Source organism: Desulfobotulus alkaliphilus, assembly GCF_007830435.1.
GTDB classification, from domain to species: domain Bacteria; phylum Desulfobacterota; class Desulfobacteria; order Desulfobacterales; family ASO4-4; genus Desulfobotulus; species Desulfobotulus alkaliphilus.
Map to the genome: position 1 here is coordinate 82309 of NZ_VLLC01000002.1, position 18701 is coordinate 101009.

Consider the following 18701-nt stretch of genomic DNA (forward strand, 5'->3'; position numbering starts at 1 on the left):
ACAAAGGCAGCGTACCAAGGCCTGCTATGGTAATCAAAAAGCTTATCCTGCCTGTGGCGGGGAGTTTTTGCCGCTACCGCACAGGGCAAGAAGCTCCCGAATAAGATTGCGTCACGGGCAAACAGCCTGGGGCCTGTGCATCTGTCTTGCAGGTATGGACCTGGAAAACTGTGCTGAACAGAAGTTACGTTTTCTTTAAGGAGCATGGATGTTTACGGGAATCATTGAAGGAATGGGCACCATCCGGGAGCTTACGGCGGCCGGAGAAGGCCGGCGGATGACCGTGGAGGCGGATTTTGACCTTACGGGCACCCGCATCGGAGACAGCATTGCCGTGAACGGTGCCTGCCTGACGGCCGTGCATCTGGCGGGCAGGCGTTTTGTTGTGGATGTGGCCCCCGAAACCGTCATGCGCTCCCGTTTTAAAATTGCCAGAGTGGGTGAGCGGGTGAATCTGGAAAGGGCACTGACCCTTTCCTCCCGTCTGGACGGGCATATCGTGACCGGGCATGTGGACGGTGAAGGCCGGATTCTCCATAAAGAAAGCCGGAGCAATGCCATTATTATTACCATAGGGGTTGCGGCTTCCCTGGCACGTTATCTGATACCCAAGGGTTCCGTGGCTGTGGACGGCACCAGCCTCACGGTAAACACATGCGAAAAAGACCGCTTTTCCGTTTCCATCATTCCCCACACCGCAGGGCTTTCCACTGTGGCTGTCAGGGAGGTGGGGGAAAGCGTGAATATAGAAACGGATATTGTGGGAAAATATATAGAGCGTTTTATCACAATGCCCGGTGGTGCAGGGGAGAAACAGCCGGCATCTTCCGGTATTGATCTTTCTTTTCTGGCAAAAAACGGGTTTCTGTAGAAAGATACCCGGATTCTTACAAGGGCTTTAAGCAAGCACCAAGAGGGAGGCAAGGGTTTCATGCCGAAAATATCGATAGAAGAGGCCATTGAGGATATCCGGGCCGGAAAAATGGTTATTCTGGCCGATGATGAAGACAGGGAAAATGAGGGTGATCTGACCATTGCCGCAGAAAAGGTAACGCCGGAAGTGATTAACTTCATGGCTAAATATGGTCGTGGGCTGATCTGTCTTTCCCTGACGGGGGAGCAGTGCGATGCCCTGGATCTGCCCATGATGGTGGGCAACAATACCTCTCCCTTTGGCACGGGTTTCACGGTTTCCATAGAAGCCAGAGAAGGGGTGACCACGGGTATTTCTGCGGCAGACCGGGCAACCACCATTCTGGCGGCGGTAAAGGACGGTGCCAGGCCAAGGGATCTTGTGCGGCCGGGGCATATTTTCCCCCTGCGGGCCAAGGATGGCGGAGTCATTGTCCGTTCCGGCCAGACCGAAGGTTCCATGGATCTTGCCCGCCTTGCGGGTCTTAAGCCAGCGGGTGTGATCTGCGAGATCATGGATGATGACGGAACCATGGCCCGTATGCCGTCTTTGGAGAAGTTCAGTGAAGAGCACGGCATAGGTATCTGCACGGTGGCGGATCTCATTGCCTACCGTCTTCGTACGGAGAGTTTTGTCAAGCGTCAGGTGGAAGCCAGAATTCCCACGGCCTTTGCCGGTGAGTTCCGTACCGTTGTCTATGAAAATGCCATTGATGATTTCCAGCATATCGCCTTTATCAAGGGGGATATTGATCCGGAAAAGCCGGTTCTGGTGCGGGTACACTCGGAATGTCTCACCGGAGATATTTTCGGTTCCCTGCGCTGTGACTGCGGTGATCAGCTCCGTAAGGCCATGATGATGATGGAAGAGGACGGCTGCGGTGTTCTGCTCTATATCCGTCAGGAGGGCCGGGGTATTGGTCTTGTGAACAAACTGAAGGCCTATAACCTGCAGGATGAGGGGCTGGATACGGTGGATGCCAATGTGAAGCTTGGTTTTAAACCGGATATGCGGGACTACGGCATTGGTGCCCAGATTCTTGTGGATCTGGGAATCCGGGAAATGCGGCTGATCACCAACAATCCCAAAAAAATGGTGGGCCTTGAAGGATATGGCCTGCGTATTGTGGAGCAGGTTCCCATTGAAATTGAATCCAACGATGTGAACCGCTGCTACCTTGAGTGTAAAAAGTTGAAAATGGGCCATTTGCTTACCCTGATGGATAAGGATGCCTGAGGTCCTCTGGACATATAAGGAGAAAAAAGATGCCAAGAATTCTGGAGGCCCAGCTCAGGGCCGATGGCAAGCGTTTTGCCATTATCAGTACCCGTTTCAATGATTTCATCACAGAGCGCCTTGTGGGGGGTGCCGTGGACGCACTGGTGCGGCATGGGGCTTCGGAAGAGGCCATTGATATTGTAAAAACCCCCGGCGCCTATGAGGTGCCGCTGGTGGCAAAAAAGATTGCCGCCAAAGGCTGTTATGATGCGGTGATTTGTCTGGGCGCTGTGATCCGTGGAGCCACACCCCACTTTGATTATGTGGCAGGCGAGGCGGCCAAGGGAATTGCTCAGGTAATGCTGGAAACGGGTGTGCCCGTAATTTTCGGTATTCTTACAACGGATACGATTGAGCAGGCCATAGAGCGGGCCGGAACCAAAGCAGGAAATAAGGGCTTTGATGCGGCAGTGGCTGCCCTTGAGATGGCAAACCTTATGGATGTGGTGGATAAAGCCTGATGGGATACCGGCGTAGGGCGAGGGAACAGGCCTTGCAGTTGCTGTTCTCCATGGATCTTCGGGGAGATTATTCAGGGCAGATGAAAAATCTTTTCTGCCATGCATTTATCCCTGAAGATGCCACCATTACCCTGTTTGAGACTCTGGTGCAGGGTATTCTGGACCACCGGGAAGTGCTGGACCGTACCATAGAACAGTTTTCCAGTAACTGGCGCATTCCCCGTATGGGCAGGGTGGACCGGAATGTACTTCGTATGGCTGTTTTTGAAATGTTCTATCTTCCGGATATACCGGATAAGGTATCCATCAATGAGGCCATTGACCTTGCCAAAAAGTACGGTACAAGGGATTCCGGTGGTTTTGTCAACGGTATTCTGGACAGTATCCGCAAACACAGGGAAACCGGCAGGGAAGGGATACTGGAAAATCCATAAAAAGCCTTAAGGTCAGGTGCAGGCCGTGGGCTGGCAAACGGAAAAAGGAAGGGGAGGCAAGTTATGATGATCAAATCCCTGGCTGTAGGTCCTATTATGGCCAATTGTTTTATCGCTGCCTGTGAGAAAACACGGGAAGCTGTGGTCATCGATCCGGGGGATGAGGGGGATCGCATCCTCATGGCTCTGGCCAATGAAAAGCTTACGGTAAAATATATTCTCAATACCCATGGTCACTTTGATCATGTGGCTGCCAACCGCAGGCTGAAAGAGGTGACCGGGGCTGAAATCTGTATTCATCCTGAAGATGCTCCCATGCTGGGCCAGCTTTCTACCATGGCCATGTCCTTTGGTCTCCGGGCGGAGAACTCACCGCCCTGTGACCTGCCCCTGAAAGGTGGCGAGGAAATCCGTTTCGGTGAAGAGGTTCTGAAGGTGATCCATACGCCGGGCCATTCAAGGGGCGGACTTTCCTTTGCAGGAAAAGATGTGGTTTTTGTGGGGGATACCCTTTTTGCAGGGTCCATCGGCCGGACGGATCTGCCGGGTGGAGACTATAACACCTTGATTTCCAGTATCAGGGAGCGTCTCTTTCCTCTGGGTGACAAAATGCGGGTCTGCTGCGGCCATGGCCCGGATACCACCATCGCCAGTGAAAAGCGTTTTAATCCCTTTGTGGGTGGCGTTTGATTTTTTATCGGACATATGCCGTCGTGACATGATGCTGCGAGGGGCAAAAAGAGATGTATGGGCAGGGGAAGTGCTTTTCCCCTGCTTTTTTTATTCCGGTGGCAGTGTGCGGGATTCCAGCAGACTTTTGTGGCGGATAATATCATAGTAAAGCAAAATTCTTTTGACGTATGTCACAGGTTCTGAGCCCCTGCAGTATCCATAGGTGGCATCTTTATAGTATTCTTTTTTTTCTAGCAGGGGCAGCATTTTTTCCATGTTGTACCAGCGGTTGGGGTCCAGTCCGAAACGCCGGGCCAGGGCGCGGGCATCGTACATGTGGCCCTGACCCACATTGTAGGAACCCAGGGCCTTGTAGGTGCGGTGAGGTTCTTCGGCCTGGTAAAAAATATTGTGGAGATTTTTAAGGTAGCGGACACCGGCCTCTATGCTCTGTTCGGGATCATGGACGTTGGTGACCCCCAGACTGCGGGCTGTCCTTGGCATCAGCTGCATCAGCCCTCTGGCATTGGCATGGCTGCGGGCCCAGGGGTTGAAATGGGATTCCTGATAGGACTGGGCCGCAATGAGCCGCCAGTCAAAACCATGGAGGTCAGCATATTTTTCAAAAAGGTGCTGGTATCTGGGAAGCCTTGACTCCAACCTCTGGTGAAAGCGCATGAGATCCACGTAGTCAAAGAGATCAAGATTTCTGTAGTGGTGGTTGTAAAGGGTCTCAAAGGTGCCGTTCGCAAGAATTTGGTCTAAGAAACGATTGATGGTGTAATGGAGTCTGTGGGCTTCCGGATGTACCAGCCAGACAAAGGGCGCAGGTCTGCCCAGGGCAAAGGCTGGCAGGGCCTGGGGATAGTAGCGCTGGTAACGGCGTGCCATATGGCCGGGGATAACGGTTCCCTCAATTATCCTTGAAGCAACCTTTGAAAAAAGTGCCTCACCGCAGAGGCTTTCTTCCACAAGCTCTATATCCAGCCCATCGGCCTGTAGATGCCGCAGCAGGGTGTAGCTGTCGGAACCTGTCGGTACATGGATACGCATGCCTGCGATATCCTTCGGTGAGCGGATCTGCATTTTGCTGCGATGAACGACCAGTTCGAGCTCCATATACATATAGGGACGGGTTGTGCGGAGGGATTCTGCTGGCAGGGCAGGACTTCCCGGTATGGCAATGGCTGCCCTGCCCTGAGTCAGAGCCTCTTCCATTTCTTCCATGGTATCGGCCATCTGGATTTCAAGGCGCAGGTCAAGTTTGTCTGCCAGGGTTTTTACCAGCTCATATTCAAAACCCGTCTCCTTTTCATCATAAATATAATAGGTGTGCAGGGTATTGCGTGTAACCACGGGAAGAACACCGGTTTCCAGTATCCGTGCAAGGCTGAGTTCCGGCTCCTGGGGCAGATTCTGCAAATGGTGGACAAAGCGCAGGCAGAAGCAGAGGCTGAAAAGAATCAGCAGTTCCAGGATGCAGCGGAGAAAAAATAGGAAAAAATGCACTTGTATCCTCTCTGGGAGGTCACCCTTATGCAGGGAGGGGATGATGTTTTATTGCAGGGTGAAAGAATATGACCACTGCGGCTTCTTGCACTTCACCGATGCCTCTGTTATTACCAGAAATTGCTGTAATGCAGAAAAAGTTTTTTGGGTATGACACCTTTAAATATGTAAAAAGCGGTATTAGCACAGGGAGTTTTTTTTGGAAAACATGCAATTTCCCGGCACCTGGACCATTCCTGCCCCACGCAGGCAGACCCGCAGGCTGAGGCTGGGATCTGTTGATTTGGGTGGAGATGCCCCCATCTGTGTGCAGTCCATGACCAATACCCTCACAGAAGACGTGGCTGCCACCGTCGCACAGATCAAAAGACTTGGGGAAGCCGGTTGTGAGATTGTACGGGTGGCGGTTCCCCATATGGAGGCCGCCAGAGCCATTGCTGAAATCAGAAAACAGACGGATCTTCCCCTGGTGGCGGATATTCACTTTGACCACCGGCTTGCCTTGGCAGCCGCAGATGCGGGGTGTGATGGCCTGCGCATCAACCCCGGCAATATCGGAGCTGAAGCCCATGTGCAGGAAGTGGTGGCTGCGGCAAGGGACAAAGGACTTCCCATCCGTATCGGCGTCAATGGCGGTTCCCTTGAGAAGGATCTGATGGTCCGTTATGGAGGGGCGAGTCCGGTGGCCATGGTGGAAAGTGCCCTGGGGCATGTGGCCATCCTTGAGAAGCAGGGCTTCGGGGACATTAAAATTTCCCTGAAGGCTTCGGATGTACCGAGAACCGTAGCTGCTTACCGGCTTTTGTCAAAACGCTGTGACTATCCTCTGCATGTGGGAGTCACGGAGGCGGGGGGGCTTTTTCCGGGGGTGGTGAAAAGTGCCCTTGGTATTGGTATGCTGCTGGCCGAGGGTATCGGAGACACCCTGCGGGTTTCCCTTACCCGTGATCCTGTGGAAGAAGTGCGCGTGGGATATGAGATTCTTAAAAGCCTGGGACTGCGGCAGCGGGGACCGGATATCATCTCTTGCCCCACCTGTGGCCGCACCCGCATTGATCTGTTTTCCATTCTGGATGCCGTGGAAAAGCGGCTGATGGGAGTTATGGCACCGATAAAGGTGGCCATCATGGGCTGTGTGGTCAACGGGCCGGGAGAAGCCCGGGAAGCGGATGTGGGCATTGCCGGAGGCATGGGTAAGGGCATTCTCTTCCGTAAAGGTGAGGTTGTCAGAAAGTGCCGTGAGGAAGAGCTGGTGGATGTGCTGATGGCGGAAGTGGCGGTTCTGGAAGAAGAATGGCGTAAAACCTTAAAAACAGGATAAAGTATGGGCCAGAATAAAAAAACGGCGATCACGCCGACACGTATGGAAGATTATCCGGAATGGTATCAGCAGGTGGTGAAAGCCTCGGACATGGCGGAAAATTCTCCGGTACGGGGCTGCATGGTGATCAAGCCCTGGGGCTACAGCCTCTGGGAGCGGATGGTGGCGGTCCTTGATGGCATGTTTAAAAAAACGGGCGTGAAGAATGCCTATTTTCCCCTCTTTATTCCTTTGAGTTTTCTGGAAAAGGAAGCGGAGCATGTGGATGGTTTTGCCAAGGAATGCGCCGTTGTGACCCATCACCGTCTGGAGGCCGGGCCTGGGGGAGGGCTTGTTCCGGCGGGGCCTCTGACGGAGCCGCTCATTGTGCGTCCCACATCGGAAACCATCATCGGAGACTCCTTCTCCCGCTGGGTGACAAGCTACAGGGATCTGCCTTTGCTGATCAATCAGTGGGCCAATGTGGTGCGTTGGGAAATGCGTACCCGCACCTTTCTGCGTACCAGTGAATTTCTCTGGCAGGAAGGGCATACGGCCCATGCAACAGCCGAAGAAGCGCTGGAGCGCACCCGGATCATGCTGGATATTTATGCGGATTTTGTGGAAAACTGGCTGGCCGTGCCTGTGATCCGCGGAGTAAAAACACCTTCCGAGCGATTCCCCGGTGCCGTGGAAACCTTTTGCATTGAAGCCATGATGCAGGACAGAAAGGCCCTGCAGGCCGGTACATCCCATTTTCTGGGCCAGAATTTTGCAAAGGCTTCGGATATCCGCTTTCAGGGTTCAGATGGTGTGGAATCCTTTGCATGGACCACTTCATGGGGGGCTTCCACCCGTATGGTCGGTGGTCTCATCATGACCCACGGGGATGATGACGGGGTGATCATGCCGCCGAAGGTGGCGCCTGCCCATGTGGTGCTTTTGCCCGTTTTTCCCAAAAATGCAGATCCTGAAGCCATTCTTGCCTATACACGGGAGACGGCGGATCTTCTTCGCCTTGAAAATTATGGAGGCAGACCCCTTGAGGTGGAGATTGACAGCCGGGATATGCCGGGCAGAAACTGGGACTGGATCAAAAAGGGGGTTCCCCTGCGTCTGGAAATGGGGCCGAGGGATATGGCCGAAGATGCGGTGTTCATGTTCCGCAGGGATACGGGCGAGCGTTGTGCCGTAAAAAGGGCGGATCTTGCAAAGGTTGTGACAGAAACGCTGGATGCCATTCAGAAGAATCTTTATGACAGGGCACTGGCCTTCCAGAAGACCCACACCTGCAATATGGATGATAAAGCCGTCTTTTACGACTTCTTTACGGCAAAAAATCCTGAAAAGCCTGAAATCCACGGGGGCTTTGCCATGGCCCACTGGTGCGGAGACGGGGCCTGCGAAGAAGCCATTAAAAAGGATCTTTCCGTTACCATCCGCTGTATTCCCCTGGATGCCCCGAAAGAGGAGGGAGGCTGTATTTTCTGTGGAGAAAAAAGCATGGGTCGGGTGGTTTTTTCCAAATCCTACTGATGCTGCATATATTGTAAAAGTAAGTATTCAGCACGGTTTATTCCAAACTGCCAATGCTGTAGTTGTAGCAGCGTCTTACTGTTGCAAGGCTCCGAGGCTATTTGAAAGTGACATTGCAATCGTTTCGTCACGGGCAAATAGCCTGGGGCCTGTGCATCTTCCTTGCAGGTATGGTACCTGAAAAACTGTGCTGAACAGTTACTTGTAAAAAGGGTTGCCTGAACGGAACGGGGGATAGAAAGAGACGGAACGCCATGATTCGTATTAACGATATCATCGACAGTATTCTCGATTATGATCCGGATGCGGACATTGATCTGGTGGAAAGGGCCTATATTTATTCAGCCCGGGTCCATGATGGTCAGGTACGGCTTTCCGGTGAGCCATATCTGACGCATCCCCTTGAGGTTGCTGGCATTCTGGCGGATCTCCGGCTGGATGTGGTCAGTGTGGCAGCAGGTCTTCTCCATGATGTGGTGGAGGACACCCATGCCACGGAAGAGGAAATCCGGCAGATGTTCGGTGCTGAAGTGGGGCATATTGTGGCGGGAGTTACAAAAATCAGCAAGCTGCCCTTCCAGACCTCGGAGCACAGGCAGGCGGAAAGTATCCGCAAGATGATTCTGGCCATGGCCGATGATATCCGGGTGATCCTGATCAAGCTCACGGACCGTCTGCACAATATGCGGACCCTGCACTTCCATAAGAAAAAAGACAAGGCCATGAAGATATCCCAGGAAACATGGGATATCTATTCTCCCATTGCCGCCCGGCTGGGGATGTACCAGCTCAAAAATGAGCTGGATGATCTGGCTTTCCGTTATCTGAAGCCCGAGGCCTACGCCGAAATTGAGGCAGGCATTGCCAAAGACAGGGAAGAGCGGGCAAATTATGTCGGTGAGGTGCAGGAGATTATTCGTAAGCGCATGGATGAAGCGGGTCTCCCTGCGGATATAACGGGCCGCTACAAGCAGATCCCCAGTATCTATCAGAAGATGGTGCAGCAGAGGCTGAGTCTTGATGAAATTTATGATCTCACGGCATTCAGGATTATCCTGAACACCGTGCCCCAGTGTTACGAGGCTCTGGGCGTGGTCCATTCCCTTTGGCGTCCTTTGCCAAAGAAGTTCAAGGACTACATTGGTATGCCCAAGCCCAATATGTACCAGAGTCTGCACACCACAGTCATTGGGCCCTATGGGGAGCGCATGGAAGTGCAGATCCGAACCTGGGACATGGACCGGGTGGCCAAAAGCGGCATTGCCGCCCATTGGAGCTACAAGGAAGGAAAGAGTGCGGATCCCAATATTTCACGGGCATTTACATGGCTCCAGAATCTTGTGGAAAATCAGGAGGATTACAGGGATCCCGATGAGTTTATGGAAAATGTGCGCATTGACCTTTTCCCGGACGAGGTCTATGTCTTCACCCCCCGTGGAGAAGTGAAGAATCTGCCCAAGGGGGCTACCCCTGTGGATTTTGCCTACATGATCCATACGGAGGTGGGGGAGCAGTGCGCAGGCGCAAAGATCAATGGCCGCATGGTGCCCCTGAGCTATGAAATGCGGAACGGTGATATTGTTGAGATCATTACGGCCAAGGACCACACGCCCAGCAAGGACTGGCTGAATTTTGTCAAGACCGTTCGGGCGAAAAACCGTATCCGTCAGTGGGTGAAAAGTCAGGAAAAGGAGCGTTCCCTTTCCCTGGGCCGGGAGCTTTGTGAAAAAACCTTCAGAAAGCAGAAGCTGAATTTTAACTCTCTGGTTAACACGGACACCATGCTGGAGGTGGCGCAGTTTTTTAATTTTAAAACGGTGGAGGATCTCATCGCCAATGTGGGCTACGGGAAAATAACGCCCCTGCAGGTGCTGAGAAGGTATGCGCCTTCGGAAGAGCCGGAAAAAAAGACAACGTCTTCTTTTCTTCAGAAGCTCATTACGGGACGCAGTCGTCGCAAGCCCCGTGGAGAAGGGGTTGTGGTCAAGGGACTGGATGATATTCTTGTGCGCTTTGGCAAGTGCTGTCAGCCCGTCCCCGGAGATCCTGTCATGGGGTATATTACCCAGGGGCAGGGGGTCAGTGTGCACCACAAAAACTGTCCCAGCATCAAAACGCTGAATCCGGATCGCTATGTGGATGTGGACTGGGCCGGAGAACGTGCGGAATATTATCCCGTCCGCATACAGGTTCTTTCCAATGACAGGATGGGGCTGCTGGCGGATCTGGCATCGGCCGTTACCAAAACAGGGGCCAACATCCTTTCTGCCCATACGGAAACAGGAGAAAACATGGATGTGACGACTTTTTTTACCGTGGGCGTGACGGGCAGGGAGCTGCTGGAAAAGGTGATGGGTGCCCTGCTGCGTATTCGTGAAGTGACGGATGTGCGGCGGATGGATCTGTAGCAGGGAGTCTTAGGGTATCATATGTAAAAAAAAGAATATCAGTTCAGCACAGTTTTCCAAGTCCATACCTGCAAGACAGATGCACAGGCCCCAGGCTATTTGCCTGTGACGTAATCCGACACTCAAGCTGAAAAGCTCAAGCCCTTTACGGGAGCAAAAGTGCTTCAAGGATCTTGAGTGCCGGAATCCGAAACGATTGCAATGTCACTTGCAAATTGCCACGGAGCCTTGCAGCATTGGCAGTTCAGAATATACTGTGCTGAATAATTACTAAAAAGGGTCTTCAGGAAGTGGTTTCCAGAAGACCCTTTTTTGATTGTTCACCGGCATGGCCAGTCAGCCTGTCAGCCCCTGAGATCACCCTTTTTTGACGACCCGGCCTGACTTGATGCACTGGGTGCAGACCTTCATACGCTTGAGGCCGCCATTGTGCAAGGCACGTACGTTCTGAAGGTTGGGATTGAATCGGCGCTTGTTCACATTGTGGGCATGGCTGATGTTGTTTCCGACCATGGGTTTTTTTCCACAGATATCACATTCTCTGGACATGATGCATTCTCCCTGCTGATAGAAAATACGAATAAGGATGCATGGAAACATGCAGCCGTTTATCCGCTTTTGATTTTAAATTTTCCGGATTCCGGTACCAGGCGGAGCAGAGGCCGGATATATACCAAAACCATAACCCAATACACCAAGGCGGGATGGAAGTAAAGACCTGTGTGGTCTTTAAAGTAAAGTTACTTTTTATCCTCTTTTTCCAGAATCTGCCGGATTTTCTCCAAAAGAATCTTGCCCTCTTTGGCCTGAGGTGTTTCAGGATAGCCATTGATCAGGGTTTGCAGCCGGGCTTGCGCTGCTGTAAATGCCTTGGTTCTGAAATAATAGCGTGCAACATAGAGTTCCGCACCGGCAAGGCTTTCCCGACACGCCCTGATTTTTTCTCGGGCTTTTTCCGCATAGGGAGAGGCCGGGTAATCTTCCTGGAGTCTCAGAAAGACATAGAGGGCATTTCTGGCGGCTGTCTGATCCCTGTCCACACTGTCCATGCGTTCAAAATGGCACATGGCCAATTGGAAAACCGCCCTGGGTGTTTCCGCATTGTTTGGATGCAGGCGTTCAAACTCTGCGTAAACAATGGCTGCTTCTGCATATTCCTTCAGGGCGTAATGGGAGTCTGCAATGCGGATGGTGGCTTCTGTTACGTGCTGGCTGAAGGGATACCAGTCCCGCAGACGCTGGAAGCTTTCCAGGGCACGGCGGTATTTTTCATTTTCAAAGGCTTCCCTGCCTTCAACGAGAAGTTCCGGAGCCGTTTTTTCCGGTTTTTTACCGAGAAGGCCACATCCTCCAATCAGGGCGCACAGGAAAAGGAGTAAAAGGGTGGAAAAAATTTTTGATTTCATGGTTCCCTGAAAAAAATTTGGGGTACCCGGCAGGGTGTCCTGCGGTTTTTCAACCTGCCCGTTAAGCTGCCCCGGAAAATCAGGGCCGCGGAATCTGTCTTTCAGCCATTTGTTTTCAGGCTGTGATGTAATGCTCTGCCGCCACAGCGGCAATGGCGGCATCTCCTACGGCGGTGGCTACCTGCCTTAGGGGGGTGTTACGCACGTCTCCGCAGGCAAAGACCCCCGGTACCGAGGTTTCCATACGCTCATTGGCAATGATAAAGCCGTATTCATCCGTGGCGAGGGTGTTTTTAACAAATGAGGTGTGGGGCGTGATGCCAATCCAGATAAAGCAGCCATCCGCAGGCAGTTTGCTGATTTCTCCGGTTTTGACATTGCGTATGCGTACGCCTTCCAGCCCCCGGTCTCCCCCGAGTATGGCTTCCGGAACAGAATCCCAGACCATGGTAATTTTCGGGTTGGAAAGGGCCCTTTCCTGAAGAATCCGGGTGGCCCTGAGCTGATCCCTGCGGTGGACAAGAAAGACCCGGTCCACAAAGCGGGTCAGATAAAGGGATTCCTGGACAGCCGTATCGCCTCCGCCAATGGCCACAACGGTTTTTTCCTTGAAAAAGGGAGCATCACAGGTGGCGCAGAAGGAAACGCCTCTACCGTAATAATCATCTTCTCCGGGAATGCCCAGTTTTTTTGCAAAGGCACCTGTGGCAATGATCAGGGTTTTTGCATAAAGGCTTTTGTCTGTCAGTACCACTTCCTTAACATCCCCTTCCGGACGGATGGCCACAACTTCCTCATAGGCCGTTTCAAGACCAAAGGCATTGGCCTGGGCGGTGATGCGTTCGGCCAGCTCTGCTCCGGCAATGCCTTCGGGAAAACCGGGGTAGTTTTCCACCCAGTCCGTGATCATGATCTGCCCGCCGGGAATCATTTTTTCTATGAGCAGGGTTTTCATGCGGGCCCTGCAGGCATAAAGACCGGCTGTCAGGCCTGCGGGACCGCCTCCGATGATGATAAGGTCGTATATGTTTGCATCCATGGATGTTCTATCCGATCATCTGATTCAGAAGCTCTTCAATTTTGGGTTTGGCCATCATGCCAGTGACCTGCTCCACCATTTTGCCGTCTTTGAAGAAAATCAGGGTAGGAATGGCTTTGACATCAAACTTTCCCGGGGTAATGGGGTTGTCATCCACATTGCACTTGGCAATTTTAGCCTTGCCTTCAAATTTTTTTGCCATTTCTTCGATAATCGGGGTCATGGCTCTGCAGGGACCGCACCAGGGAGCCCAGAAGTCAATGAGGACCGGTTTGTCTGACTGAAGAACTTCTTTTTCAAAATCCGCATCACCAATTTCAAGAACACCGTCTGCCATGGAGTTTCTCCTTTACTGATATCTTTAATTTGTCGGGAAACAACGGACTGAAAAACAGCCCGTTTTTAAATTACAGGCTACTATAGGGGCCGACCAGCACCTTGTCAATGAAGCCCGCCAGAGCAGCAGGGTGGTGCTGGCAGTTTCCTTCACAGAGCATCGATTTTCCGGAAGGTTACACAGGCCATTTAAAAAACCGAAGAGAGATCCTTGCCTGATGGTTTTAAGCTGCGGTCAGATTCCTGCTCCACTCACAGGCTTCCAGATAAAGTCCCGGAACAAGGGTTTCGGAAAGCTTGATGGCGGCAAGGGCTTTGGGTACCTGATCCCACTCACCCTTCTCATAGGCCTCGGCCAGACTGAGGAAAGGGTAAAGGGGGCCGTTTTTTTCCAAAAGGGCCCTTTCAATATCCCTGGAAAGGGAGAGCTGGCCAAGAATTTTATCCATGGGTTCATCAAGGATGGCATCAAGGAGGGAAAACATGCCCAAGGTAAAGAGCTGGCTGGAGAGACCGGGTTTTTCCGTTGCCACTCCCAGACGTTCACAGAATCTTGCCCTGATACAGGAGGCCTTCATCAGGGCCTCGGGCTTGTTGCCGCATATTTTAGTCAGGGTAATGATGGCGATGAAGCGACGGATTTCATCGGTTCCCAGCAGCACAAGGGCCTGACGGATGGAGGTGATTTCCCGTATGCGCTTGAAAAAGGCGGAATTGATGTAGCGCAGAAGGGTGTAAGCAATGCCCACATCCCTGTGGATCAGGGCTTCAATGCGGTCAAAATCCATATCCGGCATGGCGCTTTCCGCAGTAATCTGAAGGAGGTTGAGGTATTGTCCCTGAATCTGACGACCCCGGATGATTTCCGGCCTGCAGAAAAAATACCCCTGAAAAAGGGAAAAACCCATGGCGACCGCCATGGCAAACTGCTCATGGGTTTCCACCTTTTCCGCAAGGAAAACGGGCTTTCTTTTTGTTTCCATGGCCATGGATTCTCTGATCTTTTCCGGAGAGGTGTTCATAAAATCGATTTTGATAATCCGGGCAATTTCAGTCAGTTCTTTCCATTCCGGTGTATAGATGAAATCATCCAGTGCCAGCACATAGCCTTTTCCCGCCATTTCCCTGCACGCCTGAATGACTTCCACCGTAGGATGCACGGTTTCAAGGATTTCCACCACCGTATCCTTTGATGGCAGCATGAGGGGAACCTTTTGAATCAGCAGGTTTTCCGTAAAATTGATAAAGGCCTTTTTCCCTTCGGTCAGGGTCTGCATGCCAATATCCATAAAACTGTTGGCAATGAGCTGATAGGAGGCCAGATCTCCGTCCATTTCCGGCATGGCATTGTTCATGCCGTTGCGGAAAAGCAGCTCAAAGGCCACAATCTGTTTTTTTGTATTGAATATGGGTTGTCTTGCTACAAAGGTTTCCATGGCTGCCTCGTCATAGGAGGGATTTTTTGTCCCGCTGTCTGGAAAAAAACCTGAAAATCGGATATGGCTTCTGGCTGTGATCCGTAACCGCATACATCATGCATTGTAAACATATAGCAGTATGGCTTCTTTTTGTCATCTGCTTCTTGGGATTGTTGCTGAAAGGTGTAAGGATGAAAAAAAAACTGGCCCTTGCCATTTTGCTGTCCGGCGGTGGCAGCAATGCCCAGGCCATCATGGACGCCTGCAGAAGCGGTGCCCTGGATGCAAAAGTCCGCATTGTGGGGGCAGACCGGCTGAGTGCGGGGGGCCTCGACCGGGCTGCGGCCATGGGGGTGGACCATTTTGTGGTGGATTATAAGGGCATACTGCAGGATACGGAAGCCTCTTCCGTATACCCTCCGCCCCCGGATCTGGACCTTGGGGATGTTTTGAAAAAACAGCATCTTTTCCCCGAAGACAGGGCGTCTGAAGAAGGCTGTGTGTCTGAAAAGGTCCGGCATTTTTTCATGCGCAGGGCCGCTGCGGAAAGGATGCTGCTGGATGCCCTCCTGCCCTTTGAGCCGGACCTCATTGTTCTGGCAGGTTTTATGCGAACCCTTTCCCCCTATTTCATCGACAGGATGCAGCAGCCCGGAGAGCTGCCGAAGATCATGAATATCCATCCGGCCCTGCTGCCTGCCTTTCCCGGTACGGACGGGTACGGAGATACCTTCAGGCATGGATGCAGGGTGGGGGGATGTACGGTGCATTTTGTGGATTACGGTGAAGATTCCGGCCCCATTGTGGGGCAGGCAGCCTTTCCCATTCTGCCCGGAGACAGCCTTGAGGATGTGAAGCGCAGGGGCCTTGAGGAAGAGTGGAAGCTCTACCCTTCCTGCATACAGCTGTATGCCGAAGGCCGTCTGGTTCTGGAAAACCGGCCCCAGCGCAGCGGGGCCGTCCGCAGGGTGGTGCGGGTGCTTTCCTAGCCCAGCAGCCGGATCATAAGGGGCAGGGCCACAAAGGTGCCCACGGAGCTGCCAAGGTTGGTGAAGACCACCACCAGAAGGATCCTTGTGGCTTTATTCTTCCAGAAGCCCCTGAGGTTTGTGATGTCTTTGTTCAGGTTCTGCATATCTGCCACGCAGGGTTTTCTGAGAAAGACTTCCGTGAGTCCGGCCACCCATCCCGCTGCCACCATGGGGTTGAGGGAAGTCAGGGGTGCTGCCACAACGGCTGTGAGTATGGTCAGGGGATGGGCCATGGATACGGCAGCTCCGATGCCGGCGAAAACGCCGTTGGCAATGACCCAGAAGACAAGCATTTCAATGCCCGTATCCTTTCCGCCGAAAAAAAATCCAGCGGCAAAGATCAGTATAATAATGGCGGGAAGCAGCCATTTGAGGATTTTTCCGGTTTTGCCCGGCGGGGGGGTGGTTTCAAGGGGGGCTGTGTCTATGGCTTTTTCCCAGTAGTCAAGAATCCCCGGCACATGCCCGGCACCGACCACGGCCACAATGTTTTTTCCCGGAGCCGTGCGGATTTTTTCCGCAAGATACTGATCCCTCTCATCAATGAGCACCTGCTGAAGAACGGGGTGGGCACCGGCCATTTCTTCCATGAGAGAGGCCATGGCATCCTTGTTTTTCAGGCGTTCAATTTCTTCTTCCTGAATGGTATCCGCCTCAAAGCCGGAGCCTAAGAGTTGAAAAATCAGTTTGCTTTTGGCAAAAAAACCCATTTTTCCCCAGATCCGGGCAAGGGTAATGCGCACTTCCCGGTCTGCCAGATGAATGGCAGCGCCGGTTTTTTCAGCACCCTCAATGGCCCGGAGCATTTCTTCGCCGGGCCGGATGTCCATACGGTCGGCTATGCGTTTCTGAAAGGCCGCAAGCATGAGGTTGGAGAGCAGCAGAAAGGCTTTTTTTTCACGGATCACCTGAAGGATATCCATGTTCTGCCAGCGGTCCGGAGAACGGATGGATTCATATCTGGATGCGCAGAGTTCCACGGCCACCGTATCCGGTCTGTATTTTTGTATGGCCTCTTCAACTTCTTCGGCACTCTGCCTTGAAACATGGGCCGTACCGATGAGGCAGATGCTTTTTTCTCCGTGGCGGAGAAAGGTGAGATTTTCGCTTTCGTATGTATCCTGTGCAGGTTCAGCAGCGTTCATGTTTTTTTCCAGTATTTCATGTGGTTTTACGTAAAAAAAAGGTAACTGTTCAGCAGAGTTTTTCATATCATACCTGCAAGACAGATGCACAGGCTCCAGGCTATTTGCCCGTGACGCAATCTTATTCGGGAGCTTCTTGCCCTGTGCGGAAGCGGAAAAACCCCCCCGCCACAGGCAGGATAAGCTTTTTGATTACCATGCCAGGCTTAAGTACGCTGCCTTTGTGGCGGCTCAGACAGTTTGCCGCTTCTTTCGCCCAGGCCTGCAAAGCTCTGATCCGAAACGATTGCAATGTCACTTTCAAATAGCCTCGGAGCCTTGCAACAGTACGAAGCTGCTGCAATGACAGCATTGGCAGTTCGAAATAAATTGTGCTGAATAATTACAAAAAAAGATCTTTTATCCCCCCTCTCCCTCTGGGAGAGGGCCGGGGTGAGGGATCGGTTTATGGTATGCTCAGTCCCGGAAATCTCTTAAAATAAAAAACTCAGGATTTTGCAATCAGTCACAGGGACCGGCGATGGCTCTGCCGGCCAGCCAGATTTTAATGAAGTGCAGGGACAGGCTTGTGTCTGCACCGCTTTTTTCAGAAAGTTCCATAAAAAAAGCTTTGTGTTCTGCCACTTCATGGGCAGCTCCGGTCAAAGACCAGATTTCCATGGCCCTGCGGGCCGAATCATAGGCTTCAGTATAATTTTCCATCAGGAAGTCACAGCGGGCAAGGGCCATGAGATCCGATGCCGTGGCACCGAAGCGGCCTGCGGCTTTGTCCAGCCCAAGGGCTTTTATGAAAGCTTCTCTGGCCTCCTCAGCCCGGTTCTGTTCAAGGAGGATATTTCCGAGGGTGAAATACAGTCCTGCTTTTTCAACAGGGCCTGCCCCATGAAGTGCGGTTTTAAGCAGCTCTTCAGCTTCTTTTTGCCGGGCGGAAAGATCCAGCAGTCTGGCTTCCGGTCTTCTGAATACAGGAAAAGTTTCCCTGTCTGCAATCTTTTCCAGTATGGATGCTGCTTCATCGGCCCGGTTCATATCGAGAAGCAGGGAAATCCGGTTGGCAGTACTGAGCATTTCAAGGTTCTTTTCACCCCTGCGGCTGGCCCGCTGTCCGGCTTCTTCATAGCAGGCAAGGGCGTCGTCATACTGATGGCGCATGCGGAAGGTATTGCCCAGATTGTTCAGGGCAAGGGCTGTGCCATAGGTGTTGTCTGCCGTGGTGAATCCTTCAAGGGCTGCCTGATAGTAACGGGATGCAAGGAGGTAGCAGCCTTTATGATAGGCGGCATTGCCGTGGCGAAGGGAGCGGTGGGCCTGCTGCTCCCATTCCGGGATGACCGGCATTTCCTTTTTGCCGCCGCAGGATGGCAGAAGGATAATAAAAGCAAGGAGGGCGAGGGGGATCAGGCTGTATTTTTTCATTTTACTTCCTTTGCTGTCTGGATGGCGGAAGAAAGTGTGGGCTGGTATTATAAAATTCCCTTTATCCTGAGCATCGTTTCAGAATTTTTTATCTTGTATCAAAGGGAGGTCTTTGACAAAAGATTTTTTCGCTGGCACTCGGTACTCTTTTTGAAAGGGCAGGCACAGGGGGCTGCCCCTACAATAATACCGATCATCAATTGCCCATGGGTTTTGTGTAGGGGCAACCCCCCGTGGTTGCCCAAAATCAGGGCAGGCACAGGGGCCTGCCCCTACAATAACACCGATCATCAATTGCCCATGGGTTTTTGTGTAGGGGCACCCCCTGTGGGTGCCAGAACCAGGGCTGGCTGTGAAGAATGACCACGCAGCGTATAAAATATCCATGTCATGGAAGGG

The 18701-nt window shown here is 52.3% G+C and carries 17 protein-coding genes; 9 read left to right on the top strand and 8 right to left on the bottom strand.

Going from position 1 to position 18701, the window contains the following annotated elements; translation table 11 throughout:
- The first annotated feature begins 208 nt into the window (after positions 1–208).
- From LZ24_RS01995 to LZ24_RS02015, 5 genes are all read left to right on the top strand, one after another.
- Complete coding sequence (locus LZ24_RS01995; RefSeq protein ID WP_144681804.1) at positions 209–871, top strand: riboflavin synthase; 663 nt, start codon at positions 209–211, stop codon at positions 869–871.
- Between the two features lie 60 nt (positions 872–931).
- On the top strand, positions 932–2149 hold the full coding sequence (locus LZ24_RS02000) for a bifunctional 3,4-dihydroxy-2-butanone-4-phosphate synthase/GTP cyclohydrolase II (protein ID WP_144681805.1): 1218 nt from the start codon (positions 932–934) through the stop codon (positions 2147–2149).
- A gap of 29 nt (positions 2150–2178) precedes the next feature.
- On the top strand, positions 2179–2652 hold the full coding sequence (ribH, locus tag LZ24_RS02005) for a 6,7-dimethyl-8-ribityllumazine synthase (protein WP_144681807.1): 474 nt from the start codon (positions 2179–2181) through the stop codon (positions 2650–2652).
- Entirely contained in the window at positions 2652–3086 is a 435-nt protein-coding gene (nusB, locus tag LZ24_RS02010; protein WP_144681810.1) for a transcription antitermination factor NusB, read from the top strand. Before ribH ends, nusB begins: the two co-directional genes overlap by 1 nt.
- A 63-nt stretch (positions 3087–3149) precedes the next feature.
- Positions 3150–3776: an MBL fold metallo-hydrolase gene (locus LZ24_RS02015; protein ID WP_144681812.1), complete on the top strand. Its 627-nt coding sequence runs from the start codon at positions 3150–3152 to the stop codon at positions 3774–3776.
- Between the two features lie 90 nt (positions 3777–3866).
- On the opposite strand, the gene mltF is transcribed toward LZ24_RS02015, so the two are convergent.
- A complete protein-coding gene (gene mltF / locus LZ24_RS02020) occupies positions 3867–5267 on the bottom strand; it encodes a membrane-bound lytic murein transglycosylase MltF (RefSeq protein ID WP_186442875.1) in 1401 nt (466 codons plus the stop codon).
- Between the two features lie 208 nt (positions 5268–5475).
- Here mltF and ispG point away from each other — a divergent pair, with 208 nt between their 5' ends.
- The 3 genes from ispG (at position 5476) to LZ24_RS02035 (ending at position 10511) form a co-directional block, all read left to right on the top strand.
- Positions 5476–6588, top strand: coding sequence for a flavodoxin-dependent (E)-4-hydroxy-3-methylbut-2-enyl-diphosphate synthase (ispG, locus tag LZ24_RS02025; protein WP_144682091.1), 1113 nt, complete (start codon positions 5476–5478; stop codon positions 6586–6588).
- A gap of 3 nt (positions 6589–6591) precedes the next feature.
- Positions 6592–8103: a proline--tRNA ligase gene (gene proS / locus LZ24_RS02030; protein WP_144681816.1), complete on the top strand. Its 1512-nt coding sequence runs from the start codon at positions 6592–6594 to the stop codon at positions 8101–8103.
- A 254-nt stretch (positions 8104–8357) separates the two neighbouring features.
- Complete coding sequence (locus LZ24_RS02035) at positions 8358–10511, top strand: RelA/SpoT family protein (RefSeq protein WP_144681819.1); 2154 nt, start codon at positions 8358–8360, stop codon at positions 10509–10511.
- 357 nt (positions 10512–10868) lie between these two features.
- On the opposite strand, the gene rpmB is transcribed toward LZ24_RS02035, so the two are convergent.
- From rpmB to LZ24_RS02060, 5 genes are all read right to left on the bottom strand, one after another.
- Positions 10869–11060, bottom strand: a complete 192-nt coding sequence (gene rpmB / locus LZ24_RS02040; RefSeq protein WP_144681821.1) for a 50S ribosomal protein L28 — start codon at positions 11058–11060, stop codon at positions 10869–10871.
- A gap of 191 nt (positions 11061–11251) precedes the next feature.
- Positions 11252–11917, bottom strand: a complete 666-nt coding sequence (gene bamD / locus LZ24_RS02045; RefSeq protein WP_186442876.1) for an outer membrane protein assembly factor BamD — start codon at positions 11915–11917, stop codon at positions 11252–11254.
- Between the two features lie 115 nt (positions 11918–12032).
- Entirely contained in the window at positions 12033–12956 is a 924-nt protein-coding gene (gene trxB / locus LZ24_RS02050; RefSeq protein WP_144681825.1) for a thioredoxin-disulfide reductase, read from the bottom strand.
- Between the two features lie 7 nt (positions 12957–12963).
- The gene (trxA, locus tag LZ24_RS02055) at positions 12964–13293 is read right to left on the bottom strand and encodes a thioredoxin (protein WP_144681827.1); all 330 of its coding nucleotides are present in this window, start codon (positions 13291–13293) and stop codon (positions 12964–12966) included.
- Between the two features lie 223 nt (positions 13294–13516).
- The gene (locus tag LZ24_RS02060; RefSeq protein WP_144681829.1) at positions 13517–14821 is read right to left on the bottom strand and encodes an EAL and HDOD domain-containing protein; all 1305 of its coding nucleotides are present in this window, start codon (positions 14819–14821) and stop codon (positions 13517–13519) included.
- 80 nt (positions 14822–14901) lie between these two features.
- Here LZ24_RS02060 and purN point away from each other — a divergent pair, with 80 nt between their 5' ends.
- Positions 14902–15699, top strand: a complete 798-nt coding sequence (gene purN, locus LZ24_RS02065) for a phosphoribosylglycinamide formyltransferase (RefSeq protein WP_144681832.1) — start codon at positions 14902–14904, stop codon at positions 15697–15699.
- On the opposite strand, the gene LZ24_RS02070 is transcribed toward purN, so the two are convergent.
- Both LZ24_RS02070 and LZ24_RS02075 read right to left on the bottom strand, forming a co-directional pair.
- Positions 15696–16886 carry a TraB/GumN family protein gene (locus LZ24_RS02070; RefSeq protein ID WP_144681834.1) on the bottom strand — a complete coding sequence of 397 codons (1191 nt, stop codon included), beginning with the start codon at positions 16884–16886 and terminating at the stop codon, positions 15696–15698. The genes purN and LZ24_RS02070 overlap by 4 nt on opposite strands.
- 501 nt (positions 16887–17387) lie before the next feature.
- The gene (locus LZ24_RS02075) at positions 17388–18302 is read right to left on the bottom strand and encodes a tetratricopeptide repeat protein (RefSeq protein ID WP_144681836.1); all 915 of its coding nucleotides are present in this window, start codon (positions 18300–18302) and stop codon (positions 17388–17390) included.
- Between the last annotated feature and the right edge of the window lie 399 nt (positions 18303–18701).

Bases quoted from the DNA above. Each gene is read 5' to 3' on its own strand.
- LZ24_RS02060 (WP_144681829.1), bottom strand. From the start codon at position 14,821: ATGCGGTTACGGATCACAGCCAGAAGCCATATCCGATTTTCAGGTTTT.
- trxB (WP_144681825.1), bottom strand. From the start codon at position 12,956: ATGGATGCAAACATATACGACCTTATCATCATCGGAGGCGGTCCCGCA.
- LZ24_RS02075 (WP_144681836.1), bottom strand. From the start codon at position 18,302: ATGAAAAAATACAGCCTGATCCCCCTCGCCCTCCTTGCTTTTATTATC.
- trxA (WP_144681827.1), bottom strand. From the start codon at position 13,293: ATGGCAGACGGTGTTCTTGAAATTGGTGATGCGGATTTTGAAAAAGAA.
- purN (WP_144681832.1), top strand. From the start codon at position 14,902: ATGAAAAAAAAACTGGCCCTTGCCATTTTGCTGTCCGGCGGTGGCAGC.
- ribH (WP_144681807.1), top strand. From the start codon at position 2,179: ATGCCAAGAATTCTGGAGGCCCAGCTCAGGGCCGATGGCAAGCGTTTT.
- LZ24_RS02070 (WP_144681834.1), bottom strand. From the start codon at position 16,886: ATGAACGCTGCTGAACCTGCACAGGATACATACGAAAGCGAAAATCTC.
- ispG (WP_144682091.1), top strand. From the start codon at position 5,476: ATGCAATTTCCCGGCACCTGGACCATTCCTGCCCCACGCAGGCAGACC.
- LZ24_RS02035 (WP_144681819.1), top strand. From the start codon at position 8,358: ATGATTCGTATTAACGATATCATCGACAGTATTCTCGATTATGATCCG.
- nusB (WP_144681810.1), top strand. From the start codon at position 2,652: ATGGGATACCGGCGTAGGGCGAGGGAACAGGCCTTGCAGTTGCTGTTC.
- proS (WP_144681816.1), top strand. From the start codon at position 6,592: ATGGGCCAGAATAAAAAAACGGCGATCACGCCGACACGTATGGAAGAT.
- LZ24_RS02000 (WP_144681805.1), top strand. From the start codon at position 932: ATGCCGAAAATATCGATAGAAGAGGCCATTGAGGATATCCGGGCCGGA.
- LZ24_RS02015 (WP_144681812.1), top strand. From the start codon at position 3,150: ATGATGATCAAATCCCTGGCTGTAGGTCCTATTATGGCCAATTGTTTT.
- LZ24_RS01995 (WP_144681804.1), top strand. From the start codon at position 209: ATGTTTACGGGAATCATTGAAGGAATGGGCACCATCCGGGAGCTTACG.
- rpmB (WP_144681821.1), bottom strand. From the start codon at position 11,060: ATGTCCAGAGAATGTGATATCTGTGGAAAAAAACCCATGGTCGGAAAC.
- bamD (WP_186442876.1), bottom strand. From the start codon at position 11,917: ATGAAATCAAAAATTTTTTCCACCCTTTTACTCCTTTTCCTGTGCGCC.